16 protein-coding genes and 1 tRNA gene are annotated in these 21,039 nt (G+C 49.9%); 13 read left to right on the top strand and 4 right to left on the bottom strand.

What is annotated here, in order from left to right; all coding sequences use genetic code 11:
- The first annotated feature begins 58 nt into the window (after positions 1-58).
- From ACQ6WK_RS06730 to ACQ6WK_RS06700, 7 genes are all read left to right on the top strand, one after another.
- Positions 59-131, top strand: a tRNA-Ile gene (locus ACQ6WK_RS06730).
- A 272-nt stretch (positions 132-403) separates the two neighbouring features.
- Entirely contained in the window at positions 404-1,939 is a 1,536-nt protein-coding gene (locus ACQ6WK_RS06725) for a hypothetical protein (protein WP_432799975.1), read from the top strand.
- Between the two features lie 69 nt (positions 1,940-2,008).
- The gene (locus ACQ6WK_RS06720) at positions 2,009-2,455 is read left to right on the top strand and encodes an acyl-CoA thioesterase (protein WP_432799974.1); all 447 of its coding nucleotides are present in this window, start codon (positions 2,009-2,011) and stop codon (positions 2,453-2,455) included.
- A gap of 296 nt (positions 2,456-2,751) precedes the next feature.
- Positions 2,752-3,594: a cysteine peptidase family C39 domain-containing protein gene (locus tag ACQ6WK_RS06715; protein WP_432799973.1), complete on the top strand. Its 843-nt coding sequence runs from the start codon at positions 2,752-2,754 to the stop codon at positions 3,592-3,594.
- A 233-nt stretch (positions 3,595-3,827) separates the two neighbouring features.
- The gene (gene ppdK / locus ACQ6WK_RS06710) at positions 3,828-6,512 is read left to right on the top strand and encodes a pyruvate, phosphate dikinase (RefSeq protein WP_432799972.1); all 2,685 of its coding nucleotides are present in this window, start codon (positions 3,828-3,830) and stop codon (positions 6,510-6,512) included.
- Between the two features lie 632 nt (positions 6,513-7,144).
- Positions 7,145-8,056, top strand: a complete 912-nt coding sequence (locus ACQ6WK_RS06705) for a hypothetical protein (protein ID WP_432799971.1) — start codon at positions 7,145-7,147, stop codon at positions 8,054-8,056.
- 440 nt (positions 8,057-8,496) lie between these two features.
- Entirely contained in the window at positions 8,497-9,348 is an 852-nt protein-coding gene (locus ACQ6WK_RS06700; RefSeq protein ID WP_432799970.1) for a PEP-CTERM sorting domain-containing protein, read from the top strand.
- A gap of 108 nt (positions 9,349-9,456) precedes the next feature.
- Here the strand turns inward: ACQ6WK_RS06700 and ACQ6WK_RS06695 are convergent, their stop codons facing one another.
- Complete coding sequence (locus ACQ6WK_RS06695; RefSeq protein ID WP_432800382.1) at positions 9,457-12,036, bottom strand: plasma-membrane proton-efflux P-type ATPase; 2,580 nt, start codon at positions 12,034-12,036, stop codon at positions 9,457-9,459.
- Between the two features lie 222 nt (positions 12,037-12,258).
- Here ACQ6WK_RS06695 and ACQ6WK_RS06690 point away from each other — a divergent pair, with 222 nt between their 5' ends.
- On the top strand, positions 12,259-12,867 hold the full coding sequence (locus ACQ6WK_RS06690) for a DnaJ domain-containing protein (protein WP_432799969.1): 609 nt from the start codon (positions 12,259-12,261) through the stop codon (positions 12,865-12,867).
- A gap of 12 nt (positions 12,868-12,879) precedes the next feature.
- Here ACQ6WK_RS06690 and ACQ6WK_RS06685 read toward each other — a convergent pair whose 3' ends face one another.
- On the bottom strand, positions 12,880-13,533 hold the full coding sequence (locus ACQ6WK_RS06685) for a site-2 protease family protein (RefSeq protein WP_432799968.1): 654 nt from the start codon (positions 13,531-13,533) through the stop codon (positions 12,880-12,882).
- Between the two features lie 158 nt (positions 13,534-13,691).
- On the opposite strand from ACQ6WK_RS06685, the gene cmk reads away from it, so the two are divergent.
- From cmk to nadB, 5 genes are all read left to right on the top strand, one after another.
- Positions 13,692-14,384 carry a (d)CMP kinase gene (gene cmk, locus ACQ6WK_RS06680; protein WP_432799967.1) on the top strand — a complete coding sequence of 231 codons (693 nt, stop codon included), beginning with the start codon at positions 13,692-13,694 and terminating at the stop codon, positions 14,382-14,384.
- 48 nt (positions 14,385-14,432) lie between these two features.
- Positions 14,433-15,107 carry a lysophospholipid acyltransferase family protein gene (locus tag ACQ6WK_RS06675; RefSeq protein ID WP_432799966.1) on the top strand — a complete coding sequence of 225 codons (675 nt, stop codon included), beginning with the start codon at positions 14,433-14,435 and terminating at the stop codon, positions 15,105-15,107.
- A 117-nt stretch (positions 15,108-15,224) separates the two neighbouring features.
- Positions 15,225-17,234: a carbon starvation CstA family protein gene (locus ACQ6WK_RS06670; protein ID WP_432799965.1), complete on the top strand. Its 2,010-nt coding sequence runs from the start codon at positions 15,225-15,227 to the stop codon at positions 17,232-17,234.
- Between the two features lie 183 nt (positions 17,235-17,417).
- On the top strand, positions 17,418-17,906 hold the full coding sequence (locus ACQ6WK_RS06665) for a hypothetical protein (RefSeq protein WP_432799964.1): 489 nt from the start codon (positions 17,418-17,420) through the stop codon (positions 17,904-17,906).
- A 35-nt stretch (positions 17,907-17,941) separates the two neighbouring features.
- Positions 17,942-19,615, top strand: a complete 1,674-nt coding sequence (gene nadB, locus ACQ6WK_RS06660; protein WP_432799963.1) for an L-aspartate oxidase — start codon at positions 17,942-17,944, stop codon at positions 19,613-19,615.
- Positions 19,616-19,685: 70 nt separating this feature from the next.
- Here the strand turns inward: nadB and ACQ6WK_RS06655 are convergent, their stop codons facing one another.
- Both ACQ6WK_RS06655 and ACQ6WK_RS06650 read right to left on the bottom strand, forming a co-directional pair.
- On the bottom strand, positions 19,686-20,399 hold the full coding sequence (locus ACQ6WK_RS06655; protein WP_432799962.1) for a prepilin-type N-terminal cleavage/methylation domain-containing protein: 714 nt from the start codon (positions 20,397-20,399) through the stop codon (positions 19,686-19,688).
- A 172-nt stretch (positions 20,400-20,571) separates the two neighbouring features.
- A complete protein-coding gene (locus ACQ6WK_RS06650; protein WP_432799961.1) occupies positions 20,572-20,976 on the bottom strand; it encodes a hypothetical protein in 405 nt (134 codons plus the stop codon).
- Between the last annotated feature and the right edge of the window lie 63 nt (positions 20,977-21,039).

Genomic DNA, 21,039 nt, shown 5'->3' with positions numbered 1-21,039 from the left:
AAATGACGGCCGTCCGCTGCACAAACCCTGCCAGATTGACTATACTGATTGCCCCAGCGGGAGCATAGCTCAGTGGTTAGAGCAGTCGACTCATAATCGATCGGTCCCTGGTTCGAACCCAGGTGCTCCCATTCCCCCGGAAGTTCCCATTCAACTTCTGAATATCTGGCAAAGCACTTCCCCTCTCCTCGCCAGAAATATCATCGTCATCCGCCTGCCTTTGGCGACAACCTCCATAAAATGAGCCACCAGTGAGCTTCGAGCCGATACTTAACCGTATCCGGACAATCACTTGCGACGCTCATATTCAACCACCGATACGAACCATGGTGATACAATACCGCTTGCTGAATATGTGGATTTCACACCCACACCCCCAAACTAGCCGCTTCCGAGAAACTCTATGATATCGCCAAGCTGCCAAAACCAACACAACCAAATCATCAAATCACTAGGCATGATTGCGCTTCTTTTATTGTGCGTGATCGGACAAATTCACGCTCAAACTACAGAAGCCAATGATCCATTCAATACCAGCAACCAGATCCAAACCAGCCCCAACCTTGGTATGAATCTTGCCCCTGTCAGCTACTGGAGCACCAGCGTCCCGTTCAATAATGTCCTACTTGCCGCCAAATGGGAGGACATGAAAAACGGCACCACCAAAGGCAGTGTCTTTGTCAGCACCGGCGGCAGATACCCCGCTGGTACATATATCTGCACCTACAAAGGCACAGGCACCATCCGTTTCGCCAAGGATGCTCGCGCGATTGAGTATGGCAAGAACTTCATCAAGGTTTCCGTCACACCACGTAACTATCTAGAGATCCAACTACGCTCCAATCCGGCGGATCCAATCCACGATCTTAAGCTCTTGCTGCCCGGCACGGCCGACCTCGAGACACCTTTCAACCCACTCTACACACAGCGTCTTCGCCCATTCAAAACCATTCGTTTCATGAACTGGCAGCGAACTAACAACAACAAAGAAGTGACTTGGGCAGACCGCCCAACCATCGACACGCAAATCAGTGAAACGCCAGGCATGTCATTGGAATACATGATGCTACTGACCAATCAGCTTAAAGTTGATCCTTGGTTTTGTATGCCTCACCTAGCGGATGACAATTACATCCGACAGTTTGCTGAGCAAGTCAAACGTGATCTCCATCCCGATGGCAAAGTGTATATCGAATACTCAAATGAGATCTGGAATGGTGTGTTCAGTCAGCATCGCTATATCATGGCCGAAGCCAAACGTCTATCCCAAGAAGCAGGCAAAAAAGTAGACTGGCTCGATGTTTGGGCTGATCAGATGAGGCGTACCTTTACGATTTGGGAGGATGTATTCAAAGATCAACCCAATCGACTGGTGCGTGTGATCTCCGGACAGGAGGTTAACGCGTGGATCTCGAATCAGCTCGCTCATAGGATCGGCAAAGGAAATTTTGATGCGCTGGCAACCACAGCCTATTTCGGCAACCGCCCAGAGCGAGGAAAAGTACTACAAATCCCAAACTTTCAAGCACGTCCCATCGCGCTGCAACTCATCCAAGGCGCACTCAATCAGCTTCACGAAAAACGAGCACCGGCTCGTATAAAACAAGGCGAGGTCGCACGCAAATATGACGTGCCATATATCACCTATGAAGCAGGACAACACATCGTACCGGGATCTGACACGGCAAGGCAGGCAGTTGATCTAGCTCAGGAATTGCCAGAAATGTATGGAGCCTACATACAAAATATGACCGCTTTCCAGAAAGCCGGCGGCTCACTTTATACAGCATTTGATTACGTCGAACCTTCAACTAATTTTGGTTCTTGGGGTCATTTGCAATACCAGAATCAACCATTGAAAGACGCACCAAAATATCGTGCGATATTGGATTTTTATAATGTCCAATATCCAGACTTACCCAACGTCGCCCCTCAGTAATACTCACAAAATCATTCGCCTCTCATCTGCCTATAATCCAAAATGATTCAAAGCAACCGGGAACCCAACATGGCTCAAATACAAAACCCTGCAAAAAACAATCCTATTCAGGATACCGCAACTGATCCGTCTAACTTACAAATAGATATGCCGGTGCGCGTACGTTACAACGAATGCGATCCGATGAATCTCGTCCACCATGCGACGTATCCTGTTTGGATGGAGATGGCACGCACAGAATTACTCCGCTCACGTGGCATCCACTACAAAGAACTGGAAGAACAGGGCATCTTCATTGTCGTTGCCAAGCTGAACATCCGCTTCAGCAAACCTGCCTTTTATGATGACGAACTCATCGTGCGTTGCACGATGAAACCGACCGCCGGTATAAAGATCGAACACGAATACAAAATCCTGCGCGATAACAAAGTCATCGCCTCAGCGGAAACAGTCGTCGCCTGCGTCAATCATGAAGGCAAAGCGCAACCTGTGCCCGAATTCTTACGTCAAAACTAGCACGAAAATACCAATCTCTTTTCTCACCTTAGCCACATCATTAAAACATCATCTCTCCATGAGGCATATAAGCAATACAAGCGATATGCAAAATGGATCGCCATGGAATGTGATATCACCCACAGACAGTTACACTAAGAGACATAGACATCCAAAGTCATTATTGGGTCTTGTTTTGTGCAATACCGTGTAAAAGTTCTGTGACAATTATGCCGACGAAATAGATGGTGTCTTGCTCATGCAAGATCACATCATTATCGGCCAATAACATTGGCAGAAATAAGAGGGCTTTCTACATGCTTTCTTCCGCAGGCTGGTTTTTCATCATTGCTGTTCTCGCTGTACTCGGCTGGACGCTCGGCCTGCACCTCGGTCAACACAAAAACCAAAACGCTTCGCGCATCGGTCTCATCCTCGGCATTTTATTCTTGGGAATCTGGGTCTGGCTTCTCCGCCATCCATCACTTGCTCTCAATATCATCCCACTCGGCATTCTCAGTAAAATCGAAGGTGTCGCTGCGGTCCCATTCTTCATGCTCATCGTCGGCATTGCACGTGGCAAGAGTAATGTTCCCCGCCAACGCCACCTCACCGGTTGGGCATGCGTCCTCGGTGCGATCTACTTCCTCCACGGCGGCATCTGGATGCTTCAAACCACACCCGCTAAATCGCTCGCACAGGAAGTTGATCCCAGTACGCTTGTCCGCCAATCGCAATACTACTCTTGCGTCCCCGCAGCCTGCGCGACTGTTCTGAACCGCTTGGGTTATCCAACCACCGAAGCCGAAATGGCCGTCCTCACCGAAACCCGTCCCCGTACCGGCGCGACCCTCCTGCGAGCGATGCATGGTTTACAACAGAGCCTCAAATACACCACCTACAACGTCAAACTCATCGAACCCGACGTTGATCAGCTCAAAACCATCCCCCTCCCAGCTCTAACCCCGCTGCAGTTCGAATCTACTCAACAGCACATGGTGACTATTCTTGCGGTCAACAAGTACGGCATCCGGATCGCCGACCCCAGTGATGGCATCCTTTTCTTCGATTGGCCGCAGTTCGAAACCTATTTCCGCAATAAGGTCATCATCGTCGAGCAAGATCATCCTGCCACCAAACCGATCCAATCTGCAGGCTAAAATACCTATATTTCCAGCATTTTTTGATCCACGACCCTTTCAAGACTCGGTCTTAACACATTTCTATCGGTTGTTCTGACTTGCCGCCGAATTGACGCTATCGTTCCATCCACTAGAATCGCTGATCTATATTTATAAGTTCCCCCCATTCGGTAGGTTTGCGATTGGACCAAACCGCCGACACCCCCAGAAAAACAAACTTTTTTAACCGTATATCAAAGGACATGTCAGGCATGGCAAAGAAGAAATCCACCGCGAAGAAGACCGACAAAATGGTCTACTACTTCGGCAAAACAAAGACAGACGGCAAAGGCGATATGAAGATGCTGCTCGGCGGCAAAGGTGCAAACCTCGCTGAGATGACTTCCATCGGCCTGCCAGTCCCCGCCGGCTTCACCATCACCACTGAGTGCTGTGCTGCTTACTACAAGAACAAGCGTAAGTTCCCTACAGGCCTCCTTGCTGACTGCGAAAAAGCCGTCAAGCTCCTCGAAAAAGAAACCGGTAAGAAGTTTGGCTCAAACTCAAACCCACTTCTCCTCTCCGTCCGCTCCGGTGCTGCCGTCTCCATGCCCGGCATGATGAACACCATCCTTAATCTTGGTCTTAATGACGAAGCTGTCGTCGGCATGGCAAATATGTCCGGCAACGAGCGATTCGCATATGACTCATACCGCCGCCTTATCAACATGTATGGCGACGTTGTCCTCGAAGTTCCTCACCACGCATTTGAAGCTGAGTTTGACAAGATCAAAGCCAGCGAAGGCGTTCATGAAGACAATGACGTTTCCATCCAAGGCCTCATCAAGCTTTGTGCGGAATACAAAAAAGTCGTCAAGAAACATGCTGGCATCGACTTCCCACAAGATCCAATGGAGCAGCTCGCACTCGCAATCGAAGCGGTCTTCGCTAGTTGGATGATCGACAAGGCTGTGATCTATCGCCGCATCGAAGGTATCATCGGCCTCGCCGGCACTGCAGTGAACGTACAGACAATGGTCTTCGGCAACATGGGTGATGACTGCGGTACTGGTGTTGCATTCACACGTAACCCAGCAACCGGCCAGAACAAGTTCTATGGTGAGTTCCTCATCAATGCACAGGGTGAAGACGTTGTCGCTGGTATCCGTACCCCGCAACCTGTTGCCGAGATGCCAAAGTGGAAAGCCCCGAACAACAAAACCGTGGGTAAAGAAGCTCACGCAACCTTGATGAAGATTAAGACGACCCTCGAAAAGCACTACAAAGACGTGCAGGATATTGAGTTCACTATCGAGCAAGGCAAGCTCTACATGCTGCAGACACGTAACGGTAAGCGTACCGGTGCCGCTGCAGTCAAGATTGCTTGTGACATGGTGAAGGAAAAACTCATCAGCGAAAAGGAAGCCGTCAAGCGCATTCCTGCGGGCGACCTCACACAGCTTCTTCTCCCTTCATTCGACCCAGCCGCCAAGAAGTCCGCTAAGCCACTCACTATTGGCCTTCCTGCTTCACCCGGCGCGGCATTCGGCAAGCCAGCCTTCTCTGCTGAAGAAGCCGTCGATCGTACGCACGCTGGTGAACAAGTCATCCTCGTTCGTAAGGAAACATCGCCTGAAGACGTTGATGGCATGCACAATGCTGCGGGCATCCTCACCTCAACCGGTGGCATGACTTCACACGCTGCCGTTGTTGCACGTGGCTGGGGTAAGTGCTGCGTTGCTGGTGCAGGCGAAGTCCACATCAACGAAAAAGGTAAGAAGTTTACTGTTAACGGTAAGACCTTCGGGGTGAACGATGTCATCTCCATCGATGGTTCGACCGGTGAAGTTTTCTCGGGTGAAATCGCATCTGTTGAGCCTAAGCTCTCAGGTGATTTTGCAACCGTCATGAAATGGGCTGACAAATACCGCAAGCTTGATGTCCGCACCAACGCGGACTCACCTGCTGATGCAAAACGTGCCCGCCAGTTCGGCGCTCAAGGCATCGGCCTCTGCCGTACCGAACACATGTTCTTCGAGGGCGACCGTATCACTGCCATGCGTGAAATGATCCTCGCAGAAAACGTTGCTGACCGTGAAGCGGCCCTCAAGAAACTCCTTCCATATCAGCGTAAGGATTTCGTCGGCATCTTCACCGCGATGAAGAACCTTCCTGTAACCGTGCGTCTACTTGACCCACCACTGCATGAGTTCCTCCCGCATGATGCGAAAAGTCAGAACGAACTCGCCAAGATCCTTGGCGTGAAGCCAGCAACTGTGAAGTCACGCGTTTCGCAGCTCCACGAAATGAACCCAATGCTTGGCCATCGTGGTTGCCGCCTCTCGATCACATATCCTGAGATCCTTGTGATGCAAGTGACCGCGATCGTCGAAGCGACCATCGTCTGTAAGAAGAAGAAGGTCAATGCTCAGCCAGAGATCATGATCCCACTCGTTGGCACCAAGCAAGAACTCGCACAACTCCGTGCTCTCGCTGAAGAAACCATCGAAAACGTCAAGAAGGCCAAGAAGTATACTGGCAAGCTCGACATCACCATCGGTACCATGATCGAAATCCCACGCGCAGCACTTACCGCTGACGAAGTGGCTGAAGAAGCGGACTTCTTCTCCTTCGGCACCAATGACCTCACACAGCTGACATTCGGCTACTCACGTGACGACGTCAACGGTTTCCTCCCTGACTACATCAACAATGAAATTCTCGAACGCGACCCGTTCCAATCGCTCGACACCACCGGTGTTGGACAGCTCGTTGAGATGGCAGTCGCCAAGGGCCGTAAGGCGAAGAAGGGTCTGAAGTGCGGTATCTGTGGTGAGCACGGCGGCGATCCAGCTTCCGTCTTCTTCTGCCACGAAGTTGGTTTGAACTATGTATCCTGCTCACCATTCCGCGTGCCAATCGCACGTCTCGCAGCAGCACAAGCAGCTTTGAGCTAAGTAGCAAACCAAGTTCAAAATGAATTGAAATAATGAATACAACCCCGACCATTTGGTCGGGGTTTTTACATGGCTATCAATATGCTCTTTATCCCTACCCAAAGACTCTTCCGATCCAAACTCTAAAGCTACGTCATTTTGCAATAACACTTGTATCTAACTTCACGTCATGAAGTGAACATTACTTACGCGATATATCTAAACCGAAATATTCCTTTAATACAGATCGTGCTTCTCACATTTCACAAACACTCAACGGGCAAAACGCTTCCGCTCATCAACATGAATATTGCGTAAAACGAGAGTATCACAAAAAATTTTACTTCTATATACCTCCATCAAAACTGCCACTGACAAAAACACTCTGTTTCATAAATAGAACAAAAACGGAAATCCTAAATCCGGATTAATTAAAGACTTGTTTAAAATTCAGCCTATAAAACAAGTGCCTTTTTACCAACTCACACCTAAACCGCACAAACCACACATCTGTTCCAATAGTCATTTCATCTCTCAAAACCTCTTGCGTTTTTTTGGTAACCAGCTATTCTCACGCTACATTTGGACGAGTAACGCGAACGAACATTCCTAATTCACTACACACCTCTTATTCGAGGACGAGGGAGATCAAAATGAGAAAGTTAACTACTGCTACTGCTATTGCGTTATCACTCGGTGTCATTGGCTCTACAAATGCCGCAATTGATGGCATTGCTGACGCGAATGAACGAGCAAATATGAACCGTTCTGATGTCAATTTTGACTTCGAAGGCACCAGCATTCCTAACGGAACGGGTAACCTTTGGAGCAGTTTTGATGCAGAAGGCAACCTCCATGTGATCTTTGAAGTTTCACGTCAGTATGTCGACAACACTTGGGGAGACGAATCACACGTTTCATGGCGCACAGGCGGTAAAGGCAAAGAACATAAGCTTAAAGAGCTTGATGGTTCTGACGATGCAGATTTCGTCATCACAAACAGCAACGGCCAGTCCATCTACGAATTTTCCATGGACTTCCTAGCTGGCAGTGTCGACGACTTTCCTCTCGGCAGCAGCTCAAGCAAGGATGCTGGCAAAGGTAAGAAAGACAAAAAAAGCAAGAAAGGTAAAGGTGGTAAGAACGACACCAATATTGGCGGCAACGTCATTGATGCTGCAACTTCACTGGAGTACAACCTCAGCAACTTTGGTAGCCTTCTGAACGGCGAAGACAACTCACCTGATATCGTTGAAGATTTTGATGAATCTGTCAGCGGTAATACCGACCCTAAACTTGGTCAGTACACACTTGTTGACAACAATTTCGACGGCTGGGAATTCAGCGTCATCTACGAAGCTCTCATCAGCAAAGATCTCTTCGCGAGTAACACCTTTGGTGGCGTTATGGTCGACGATGTTCATGCTTCACCTGCAAAGAACAAGCTTGATGGCATCACCACAACTCCTCCAAACCCACCGTCAATTCCTAGCCCAAGTGCAGCCTTCGGCGGTATGCTCCTCCTCGGCAGTCTTGTAGCAAAACGTACACGTAAGACTTCCTGATTATCATCTCATATTAGTTAACAGAGAAATAATTAAAGCCTGCGGCAAAGCCGCAGGTTTTTTACATACAGTATGAGTAAAGATTGTAATAGAAATCCACTCAATTTATTTGTGAGATAAAGAATGTCATATATTGACACACTAAATCTTAATTACGATCTGAGCACCACCACAAAACAATAATCTTATTATAAGCATTGGTCAGGACAACCTTTGTCTAACCCGTTGAAGATAGGGCAAATGCCAGCCGCTTACTCTGAATTGGTCTGGTTGAAGGTTACATACTCCATCATACATTTTTAGTAAATTGTCATTTTCTATATTGACAACAATCATCTTGCTACACATATTGATGTACGAATCATTTAACCGGCACTGTTTGCCGATCAATGTAACGATTCGGGCGCAAACATAATCAATAGAAAAACAGGATGGTATTTATGAAAAAAAGAAACGCTATCGTATGCACATTCACTGCTGTATTTTCACTCATCAGCATAGCTGGTGCTTCAGCTGCACTCGACCCCTCCAATGTTGATGGCCTTATCACAACATCAGATGCCTTCGAAACGATTGTCCCATTGGGCTATTCATATGAAATCGGCAAAGGAAAAGACAAAGAAACAGTGACAGGCGATGGCGCGACACTTTATTTCTCACGTGATCTGTCTAATGGTGATCTTCATTTTGCATTGAAGCTGCCACTGGCTTATGTGGATGAAACATGGGGTCCGGAAGGTTATTCACATAAGACATGGTTTAGCTCGCCGAAGGGTAAGGCACACAAACAGAAAGAACTTGATGGCTCTGACAAAGCTGCATTTGAAATCACCGATTCTCTCGGAAAAAAGATTGTTGATTTCAAGATCGAACTTGGCAAAACCAAAGCTATCAAAGATCTGATTGCACACGACAACTCACACCAACACAACCTAAGGACCTACGGAAGTGCTTTACAGGACGACGGTGGAGCTGGCTCAGGCCCCAAGCCAAAAGACGACGACACTTTGTCACCAAAGCTGCTGACTTTGGGTGATGACGATTACGTTCTCGATCCAACAGACACACGCTCCGATTTTTCGAACTGGGAATTTTCTGTCATCTATGAAGGCTTCATCGGCGGTGATGTCCTTGGAACTGGTGACATCAACATTAATATCACTGAAGTTCACGCTTCACCCAGTAAATTTGATGAAAACAAATTGACTGATTTCGTGCCAGTGCCAGAGCCAACAACTGCCTGTCTCCTCGCAGTATCTCTGGTAGGCCTTATGACCCGCAGAAAAGCCTAGCTAATGATTATTTTTTCTTAAATCAAATCCTGACATACACCAACCTGTCATCTATATTGAAAAGATCAACTCACATCACTAGACGTGATGTGAGTTTTTTTATGCCTACTAGCGCTGTGAGTATTGGTGCAATCGAGCATGAGCATGCTTCAGTAAACGTCGATGATGTTCTGCTCCATGACCCAAAGCACGATAGACTGCCAACTTTGCAATATCCTCAATAAAGATCCAGCAAATACAATATATCCATACGATCCCGATCGCGTACCATGGTACCGGTGTAATCAAGCCAAACCCAAATCCGACCAACAAACTGGCTAGTGCCTTGGTCACAATCGCGGCCCAAAGCACGATCGGCGCAGGGTAGGGGGCCTTCAAAAAGAAGTTCGGTGTTCGCGCAACAAATAGTGTCAAATGCCCCGCCACTGCCAGCTTTAAGAAGATTAATGACTGAATTTCTTCATGCGTGAAATCCGTCCAGATCACAAAACCGACCAAGAGCGCGAATGTTTCAAACACACCGATGATTCCGAGTACGGTTGAAACCGTGAGCACTCGCCGCATATCCCATTTCACTGGCGTCGGACTCAATACCGTTCGGTCATAAGCAATTGTCATAATCGGTAAATCATTAAACAATGCAAGCAGTATGATCATAATCGCAGTAATCGGGTAGAAATTAAATACCACCATCGCTAACACGACAAAGAACATGATGCGTATTGTTTCGATGATGCGATAGATAGCATAACTGTTCATACGCTCAAATATTTTTCGGGCTTCTTCAATGGCGGTCACGATCACCGATAAACCCGGTGCGGTGAGAACCAACGCAGCCGCAGCACGCGCCGCATCCGTTGCCCCGCTCACCGCGATCCCAATATCAGCCTGTTTTAATGCCGGCGCATCGTTTACACCATCGCCGGTCATACCAACAATGTGACCACGCTCCTGAAATGACTCCACAATCTCGAACTTGTGTTCTGGAAATACTTGCGCAAATCCTTCAGATCGCTCAACACGTTCTGCGATACCCATCGGAATATGATGTTGATCGGTGATGTCAGAAAAATATTCATCCGCCATATGAATGTTCGCACCAAGCCCTAGTTTTTCCGATATTTCCTTCGCAATGGCAACGTTATCTCCCGTTACCATCCGTACATCGATCCCGTGTGTTGAAGCAGCTTCAATGGTTTCCTTTGAATCTTCGCGTGGCGGATCAAACAGCGGCAAGAGCCCTAGCATCTCCCAGCCACACTCATGAGAGGCTTCATCATTCTTTGTATGTCGACCTTTCTTTCGTGCCACCCCTAACGTTCGATAGCCTTGTCGCGCCAAAGCATCGACATGTTCATCCAACATTTTGGACTGTGCTTCTGAAAGATCACATAGCTTCATCACGACCTGTGGAGCACCCTTTGTGACCTGTACAACTTGTTGATCTTGTTCACATACAACAACTGCTTCGGTGCGTTTGTGTACCGGATCAAACGGAACAAAAGTTTCCTGATGATACAGCTCTAATTTATCAGATTCATGTACGCCACCGATCACCGCCAGATCAATCGCATCGCGATCCTCTGCCTTGGATGCCAACGCACCGGCCAAAATGAGTTCTTCTTTATCAACACCTTCAAGCGTGACTGGATCGCCGAGCGTCAATTTATTTTGTGTTAACGTGCCCGTTTTATCACTGCATAGAATGTCCATGCCTGCCATTTCTTCGATCGAATCCAGACGTGAGACGATCGCTTTCCGCTTGGATAACGCTACAGCTCCTAACGCCATCGTCACAGCCAAAACCGCAGGCATAGCAACTGGAATTGCAGCCACTGTTAAGATGAGTGCGAATTGGATCAACTCTATAAAATCTTCGCCACGCATCCACTGCACGGTAATTAAAATCAGCGCTAGCGCAATGCTGATGTAGATCAGAAAGTCACCGATATTCAGGACTGCTTTTTGAAAATGTGAAACACGCTTCGCTTCGGAAACCAGCATCGCCGTACGACCAAAGTAAGTTCCACTACCGATCGCAACCACAACTGCGATCATCTCGCCTTGCTTAACGATCGAACCCGAATAGGCCACTGCGCCAGGCTTTTTCGATGTAGGCAGCGACTCCCCAGTAAGTGCCGATTGATCGATGCTGAGGTAGTCACCCTCTACCAACTTACAGTCTGCAGGCACAATGTCACCCAAACGAAGCCGAGTGATATCACCCGGCACAAGCGTTGCGGCATCGGCTTCGTCCCACGTACCATTCCGCCTAACACGCGCTTTCAGTGCTAACTGCTTCTTCAAAGCCGCGACCGCGTTACTCGCCTTGTATTCCTGCCAGAAACCGACTGCTGCATTAAAAAATAGAAGCAGCATAATGATGATTAAGTCCGGCCAATGCCTTACAACCAAACTCAATACCGCTGCAATCTCAATCATCCAAGGGATCGGTCCCCAAAAATACCCGAATAGGCGTTTTAGATTACTTGTTTGTTTTTCTTCAATCTCGTTGCGGCCATAAACTGATTGCCGCTTCTCGACCTCACCGAGATCGATCCCCTCGGCGGATGTGGCAAGCTGAGTATACACCTCTTGAATCGAAGCATCTTCAAATTGTTTCAGCGTCCAGACATCGTCTGTTTCTGTGGTTGTTGCTGTCACGTCAAATCGTATCCCGGACCCCATACCAAGCCTCAAATCCATCAAACCGTCATCCACATTTCCCTAGTCTTATTCGCCATTTTACATGCGGTTTAATGAATCTCGCCCCATATCCCCGTCCACATAAGCCTTCTATGACGGTTGTAGCTTTTCGTAACAATGACACTCGGTAGCATCACCTCGGTTTCGATGAATCCCAGTTTAACCCTTGTCGATAAAAAAATGGTCGATCTGGAGGATAAACGCATGACCATGAGTTCCGATAATGTAGACATCGCATGCAGACGTAATGCACCCCGGCACGCTGCAGCAGGTATCCAATGCCAACTCGGGCAAATCCTTGACCTCTCTGCAACCGGCATGCGCGTTGAGTGCAAAGGTGCCAAATCCCCCGTGAAACCGGGACAAACCGGCAACATCCAGCTTGAACATCAAAATAAGAAGATCAAATTGAATGCTCAAGCTCGCTGGGTGAAACGCAAAGGTCTTTTCAAACATGAAGTCGGCTTAAAGTTCATTGATCAGAGTTCGCAATCCAAACAAATTCTGTCGGACATTGCTCAGTTTGGCTTTATTTGCGACAACCAGTTCCTCACGCCAGAGGATGCATCATCACAACAAGTTAAAGAACCTGTGCGTGCATCGCTTGAATTACCCGATTACTACAGAACATTGGATATAAGCCCGTCAGCATCATCAGACGAAATCCGCAAAGCTTACCGCCAGCTCGCACAGGTATATCATCCAGATCACAATCCTAACGAAGCTGATCGGTTCAAGGAAATCAACGAAGCGTATCACCTGCTAGCTGATCCTGAACAACGTGAAGCTTATGATCAGCTTTACAAAAAATAGAGGCTCTCATACCTACCATGTGGTCGCATGGATCACTGCTCGCATCATCATCTCATCGACATATGGATGTACCCGCCAAGTCAATCCCAGCGCAAAAATCATCGCCAACATCCACATGCCGTAAAGCTCTGGCCGCATTAGTAGATCACGATATCCCCGATGCAGATCTGAAAGAATGGCCGAGCCATCTAGCGGGGGAACAGGCATCAGATTAAAAATGATCAGCAGTGCATTAAGAGACGCTGCGAAATATAAAAACAAGAATAATCGTCCAGATGTCCCTTCATCACGCGGTAACCAGCCAAAGCGCACCAAGATCACCAGTGCTACAAGACTCAGCACCATCAGCAAAACATTCATACTCGGACCGGCAGCCGCTACTTTCGCCATCGCATACTTCCCACGCAACCGGCTGTGATCCACCGGCATCTGTCCCCATGCAATTCCCACCACCAGCAAAAAGAAAATCGACATCGGGCCCATGTGCACCAGCGGGTTTCCTGTCATCCGCTTCAGCCGAATTGGTGTGTCATCGCCACAACGGATCGCCATCCAGCCGTGTGCAAGCTCGTGCAGTACGATGCTGATTGTCACGATGAGTATCCAAGCAAAGTAAAAAAACCTGCGTTCCGGCTCGAACAAATTCGTAATCAGCAATGAATCCATTTCGCGTTTCCTGCTCCGATTTTGTGGATCAGCCCATATATTGATCACACAGTTTCGCAGGGTAGGGGCTGGGCTGCAATCTCACCCACCAACATGTTTTCCCACACCACCACCTGCCATTCCCCAAACAGTCAAAATCTCGCTAAACTTTACATCCTATGCAGAGCCTTATTGTGACACTTGATGGCCCCGCCGGCTCCGGTAAATCCACCGTAGCCCGCTTTCTAGCGAAAAGACTCGGTCTTGAATTTCTCGATACCGGAGCGATGTACCGTGGCCTAACCGCCAAGGCTTTGTATCGTGGGATTGATCCCGCCACCGAGCCACATGCTGTTATTGAGTTGGCCCGTAATACGGTCATGCGCTTCGACTGGTATGACGACCCGCCTCGACTTTTCCTTGGCAACCTTGATGTCACCGACCGCATCCGTGACCGCGATGTGACCTCACGTGTGTCTGAAGTTGCAGCACTCTCTGGCGTGCGCCATGTTCTGGTCGACATACAACGCCGCATTGGTGAAGAACATCCACGCCTGGTCACCGAAGGTCGAGACCAAGGCTCTGTCGTTTTCCCGTCTGCGCAAGTGAAGTTCTACCTTGATGCGTCTCCTACTGTCCGTGCCAAGCGGCGCGCGAAGCAAATTCAAGATGCTGGCCGTAAAGCTGATCTTCAACTCATCCGCAAGCAAATCATCGAACGCGATCATAAAGATTCAACCCGTGTGGAGTCCCCACTTATCTGCCCCGAAGATGCTCAGCGAATTGACACATCAGACATGACACTTGATCAGGTCGTCGAACACCTTGAAACCTTAGTGCGTGATAAAATGAACATGCCTACGGATGGATGATCCTCACATCGTTTGATCACGATTCAACCACAACACGAATAAAAGTTCATGGCTAAAAAAGAGAACGACAACCTGCGCTTGCCGAACACCTTGTACCACACTTTCTGCTGGTGGTTTGTCACCACCCTGTCATTGATATGGTTCAAAATTTTTTATCGCTTCAAATCCACTGGCAGCCACAACGTTCCGAAAAAAGGCTCCGTGCTCATCATTGCCAACCATCAATCATTCCTTGATCCACCCATCATGGGTGCCGCATCTTACCGCCGATCATTTTTTTCACTCGCACGTGCTACGCTCTGGAATAGCAAAACCCTTGGCCACATAATGAATGCACTCAAAGGTTTTCCCGTCGATCAGGAAAACGCCGACATCAAAGCCATGCGCGACTGTATCTCAATCCTCAAGGCCGATCACGGCCTTATGCTCTTTCCCGAGGGCGCTCGTACCGAAGACGGCAAAACCGCGCCCTTTGAAATGGGCGTCTTTCTCATGATCAAACGCTCTGGCTGCACCGTCGTACCTGCCGGCATCGAAGGCGCTTATGATGTCTGGCCACGTGGTCAATCCAAACCCAAACTTTTCGGCCGCATCGCTGTCAATTTCGGTGAACCCATCCCACCAGAAACCTTTAAAAAAATGAAGGGCGAAGAAGCCCTGAAAATGCTGCATGACCGTGTCATTGAGCTACAAGCCCGTTCCGCGAAACAAATTGGCCGCTAAAGATATCTTCATAGAAGATACTTCACACACCCATAGCCCAGCCGTAAAATATCCTGTCCTTGCGGAACGCTGTCTCATGTGTCATCCCTTTACTCTTCACCTCACCCGGATCTGCCCATGAACGCATTACTCATCGCATTTTTTGCCGCCATCGCATTCATCATTGCTTACAACACCTACGGCAAATGGCTCGGCTCAAAAATCTTCAAACTCTCCGCTGATTTCGTCTGTCCCTCATACCGGCTCCGTGACAACCTCGACTACATCCCCACCTCCAAAGGTGTTGTCTTCGGCCATCACTTTACCTCCATCGCTGGAACCGGTCCCATTGTCGGTCCTGCCATCGCTGTCATGTGGGGTTGGCTCCCCGCACTTATCTGGGTTGTTCTCGGATCAATTTTCATTGGAGCTGTTCACGATTTCGGCGCACTCGTGGTTTCACTACGCAACAACGGCCAAACCGTCGGCGATATCGCCGGTCGCGTCCTCAACCGCCGCGTTCGCCTTCTCTTTCTCTTCGTCCTCTTTCTCGCACTCACCATCGTTCTCGCCATCTTTGGCCTCGTCATTGCTGCTGTCTTCAAACAATACCCCGAATCGATTTTTCCTTGCCTCATTCAAATCCCCATCGCGATCATCATCGGACTGATTCTCCATCGCAAAGGTGTTAACCTTCTCATCCCTTCTATCATCGCGCTTGCGGTCATGTACCTCACCGTCATCTACGGCGATCGAGGTTTCCTTCACACCTTTAACACCACACTCGCCTCTTGGTCCATCATCACGTGGGTTGCCGTCCTCTTGCTCTATTCCTATGTCGCTTCGGTCCTCCCCGTTTGGTTACTCCTCCAGCCACGTGACTACATCAACTCTCTCCAACTCATTACCGCTCTCGGACTCATCGTCATCGGCCTTGCTGTTGCCGCATGCTTCGGTGGCTCCCCAACCATTGCGGGATCACAAGTCCTTGAAGCCGGCACGCGTCCGCCACTTGAAATCATTGCTCCTGTTTCCAATCTTGATCCGATCGGCGCACCAGCCATCTTCCCCTTCCTCTTCATCACCATCGCATGCGGCGCCATTTCTGGTTTTCACTGCCTCGTTTCCTCTGGCACCTCCTCCAAACAGCTGATGCGCGAACCTGACGCACGATTCGTCGGCTTCGGCGGCATGCTCACCGAAGGTTTTCTCGCCACCATCGTCATCCTCGCTTGCACCGCCGGTATTGGACTCGGCATCAAAAACCCTTCAGGTGAAGGGCTTTTAACAGGCACAGCAGCTTTCAATTCAATCTATCAAAGTTGGTCATCTGCGAACGGACTCGGAGCCAAAGTTGGTGCTTTCGTTGATGGTGCGGGCAACTTTCTCGTTACCCTAGGTTTCTCCAAACTCATCGCTAATGCGCTTATGGGCGTGCTGGTTGCATCCTTTGCAGGCACCACACTAGATACCGCCTGCCGTTTACAACGCTATGTCGTTCAAGAACTCGCCGCCACATTCATCCGTCAACCTGCGGCAAAGATCGTTTCCAGTGAAAAAACTGAACAACCACTTTTCAACTTCAGCACCATCCGTCTCACCGCTAACCCCATGACTTGGCTTGCCAACAAACACGGAGCAACATTATTCGCCATCACCATCGCTGCCATCATCGCGGCTCTCCCCGCAGGTAACGTACAAGCCTCATTCTTCAATCATCTCATGGCTGGCGACTTCGCTTCAATGCATACGTGGCTAAGTACTAACGCAGGCAAAGGCGGCCTTCTTCTCTGGCCCATGTTTGGTGCAACCAACCAACTCCTTGGCGGACTCGCTTTCCTCGTCATCACCTTCTACCTCTACCGCCGCAACAAACCGATCTGGTTTCTCGTTCCTCCCATGATCTTCATGCTCATCATGCCGATGTGGGCCATGATCGTTCAAATGTTCATCGGCTCCCCAGATTTTCCTGCATGGGTCAAAGACGACAACCCCAACGAATTCCTCATCCTCATTGGCATCGCTACCATGCTCCTCGAAATCTGGATGGTCATCGAAGCTGTTCTCCTCTGGCCCAAAGCCAAAGGCGTGCTCGAACAATCTATCGACGCAGAATCAAATGCACCTTCCACCGGCATGAACTGCTGATCCCGTCAGCTATCCATTCTTTTTTGCGGTGCCTCACACCATTACCAATGGTCCCCCGAAATGCCAATCACCCCCTTCCTGAAAATGGGAGGGGGAACTATCAACTTTCTCCCGCACAGGCTAAAATACCCCTGCATTATTCGGCCGAGTCTCTCGCCGATCAAAACGCCACACGGAGCTCACATGAACACGTTTTCTAAAAAAACAATCGCCCTCATAACTCTCGTCGTCGCCTCGCTGACCTTCGCTGGCTGCTCCGTCAAAACGCCTACCGCAACCGTCAAAGATATCACTGTCACCGAAAAAAACTCCACCGGCGCACGCATCCTCCTCACCGTTGAACTACAAAATCCGAATGATGTCGCACTCCCACTCCCACACGCTTATTACCGCGTCTCACTTCAAGATGCATCTTCATTCGAATTCAAATCTGTCCCTGCACTCACACTGCCTGCCAAAGGCTCACAAACTCTCACTCTCCCCGCAGCCTTCGCGATTAAACCTGACCAACCTCTTGAAGGCAGACACTACAATGTTGTTGGCTCCATCTTCTATCATCCTCCAGGTGAATTCCGAATGATCCTCGATCAATATCATATCCCGCTCCCCTCTGCGGACTTCTCTGCGTCCGGCAACATCAACTCTGCTGCATCCGCACCCGAGGTAGAATAAACAACGCACTTCTCTAACTCACGCTTAGACTCATCATGGAAAACATCTTCCGCAAACGTCGTTACCTGATCCCTTTCCGCGCTGTCCTTTTACCACAAATCTTCACCGATGTTCTTGTCATTGGTGGTGGTGTTGCTGGCATGCGCGCCGCACTTGCTGCGGATCAACACGGTGAAGGCGTCGATATCATCCTCACCACCAAAGGAACGCTCAAAGACTCTTCTACTTACTACGCACAAGGCGGTGTCGCGGCGGTACTCGCCGAAGACGATACCTTTGACAATCATATCGCTGATACGCACACCGCAGGGGCAGGGCTATGCGACGCCCCCGCTGTCCGTACAATCATCGAAAATGCCCCCGAGCATATCGACCAACTTATCAAATGGGGCATGCCCTTCGACATATTATCCTCGAATAGCGATGGGAAAACGGATCAAAACGTCGCGCTCGGCATCGAAGGCGGACACTCCCATCGCCGCATCCTCCACGCAGACGGTGATGGCACCGGTAAAGCTCTCGCCCACACGCTACACAACCAAATCCTCGAGAACGATAGCATCCGAACCTTTGACAATTGCTTCGTCCTCGATCTCATCACCGATCCCGATCAACAACAATGCCTCGGCGCAATCACACATCACCCACGCTTTGGCTTACAGGTTATTTGGGCGGCATCAACCATCGTCGCCTCCGGTGGTTGCGGACAGGTCTACCGCGAAACCACCAACCCCGCCGCCGCAACCGGTGACGGCATCGCCGCTGCTTACCGCGCCGGTGCGCAGCTCATGGACATGCCGTTCATGCAGTTCCACCCTACCACGCTCTATATCGCTGGTGCTGCGCGTTCACTTATCTCAGAAGCCGTCCGAGGCGAAGGTGCATACCTCATCGATAAAAACGGGCATCGCTTCATGCCCGACATTGATCCACGAGCCGAACTGGCTCCGCGAGATATTGTCTCCCGCGCCATCATCGATCAGATGGCCAAAACCCATCACACACACGTCTATCTCGATGTTAGACACCTAGGCGACCGCTTCGCCACACGCTTTCCTGGCATCGACCGCGTCCTCAAATCCTTCGGCATTTCCGCTACGGAAAATCCCATCCCTGTTCACCCTTCCGCGCACTACATGATCGGTGGCATCAAAACCGATCTCCACGGACGCACCACGTTGCAAGGACTCTACGCCGCTGGCGAAGCCACATGCACCGGCCTTCATGGCGCTAACCGACTCGCATCTAACTCACTGTTAGAAGGATTGGTCATGGGCGCCCGCGCCGGAGAGGCTGCACTCGAGTCCACGCTCAACCCCACACGCCCCTCACTTAAGATCGTCTCGGACATCCGCATCTCCGACCGCGCTCCGCTCGATCTCGACGATGTCCGCTCCTCACTCCGCTCGACCATGTGGCGCAACGTCGCCATCCAACGCACCGGTCCCGACCTCCGCGAAGTTCTCAACAACATCAATTTTTGGGCACACTACACCCTCGACAAAATCTTCGATGACCGCACCGGCTGGGAAACACAAAACCTTCTCACGCTTTCCGCACTCATCACACAAGCTGCTCTCTGGCGTGAAGAATCCCGTGGCACACACCACCGCACCGACTTCTCCCAAAGCACCAAGCAATTCCACTGCCACGACCTCTGGTCCACCGACAATGATGACCCTATCACCTCTCCTATCCAAACCACCTAATTAAAGAGACAAGGCACCACATCGCTGTAGCGCCTCGCCTTCCCTTACCTATTTCATTTATTGGCTACAGTCACTTTGGATCATACCAATCCACTTCAGGTGGATCTTGACCCGGTGCTTGCACCCACGTCTCGTCAAATTTGTGGGTTGCCGCATGCCCGTCAGCAAACACATAATTCGCCGTCTGTGTATGGCGATCAATCTCCACAGTCTTTGGCATGCCCGTCGCCATATCCCATTGGACCCCTTGCATCATCATGTTTGCGACACGCGGCGGATTACCCCAGTACATTGGCATGAAGTGATCCATCGCCACATCCTCGATCAGCTCCGCTGCCAACACCGTTTTCGTCGGCTCACGGATCTCCGTCGGCTTGATCCCATTGTATGGAGGGTGATTCGGCGTGTAATAGGCATTGATCCCATACGATGTTTCCCGCGGCATCATCGGATGGTCCCAGTTCTCGCTCTCATCAGCGGGACACATATAAACATCGTTCTTCTCCATATAATACGCCGTTCGGTTGTACCAAGCATTCTCCGCTGGCGCCATCATCGGCATCCGCGCCGTCGGATAAAAATTGTCGTCATCGTCCTGTGCATACATCTCCATCACAAGCGCAATCTGCCGCGTGTTCGACAAGCATTGCAACTGTTTCGCCGCCTTGCGTGCCGAACTTAATGCTGGCAATAGAATGCCGATCAAAAGTGCAATGATCGAGATGACAATTAAAAGTTCAATCAACGTAAACCCGTTGTTTCGTTGATGGTTCCTCGTGCTCATAAAAAGCTTCTTTCATATCTGATTAAAAGTTTCGTTTCGCTCTTAGCCATTTGTCGCGCATCCCCTTTGCCAAACGGCCAACAGCACACCGCAGCATCATTGCGCCTGCGCCAAAGCGCAGCACAAGCATCTCTGCTGCCGCAAATTTCAATTTCTTTACAAAATCATTCGCTCAGATATGCCTCGGCGGGCCACGATCCCGCACCACCACGCTCCCCTCAAAAGCATCCACCTTCTCCACCCAAACAAACACAACCTCATCCACCACCCCCATGCGCACCGCATCCAAATCCATCGGCGGCGGACAATCCAGCACCCCCGTCAAATAACAGATCGCGCACTTCTGAACCGGGTCCTTCTTCCCCGGCCCCTCGCCCTCAAACGGTGCTCCTGAATCCCCCTCGTCATCCAAACAAAGCGGGCAACTCGCTCCACCAACCTCTGTCAGTTTCCCATCCTCATTCACCGACCGCTCGCCCGGCAGCGCAATCGAACCGCGCTGGTGGCCCGGCATAATCACCGCAAACCACAGCGTAAACACCCCGATCAAAAGCCATCGTATCTCCCGCGTGCTCATGATCCTCGCATCATAGCAGCCCCATCTCCCCCACTGCAATCCACAAACATATTTCCACATGCT

The organism is Poriferisphaera sp. WC338, assembly GCF_050931845.1.
Taxonomy (GTDB): Bacteria; Planctomycetota; Phycisphaerae; order Phycisphaerales; family Phycisphaeraceae; genus Poriferisphaera.
This window is presented reverse-complemented; position numbering and strand designations above follow the sequence as displayed.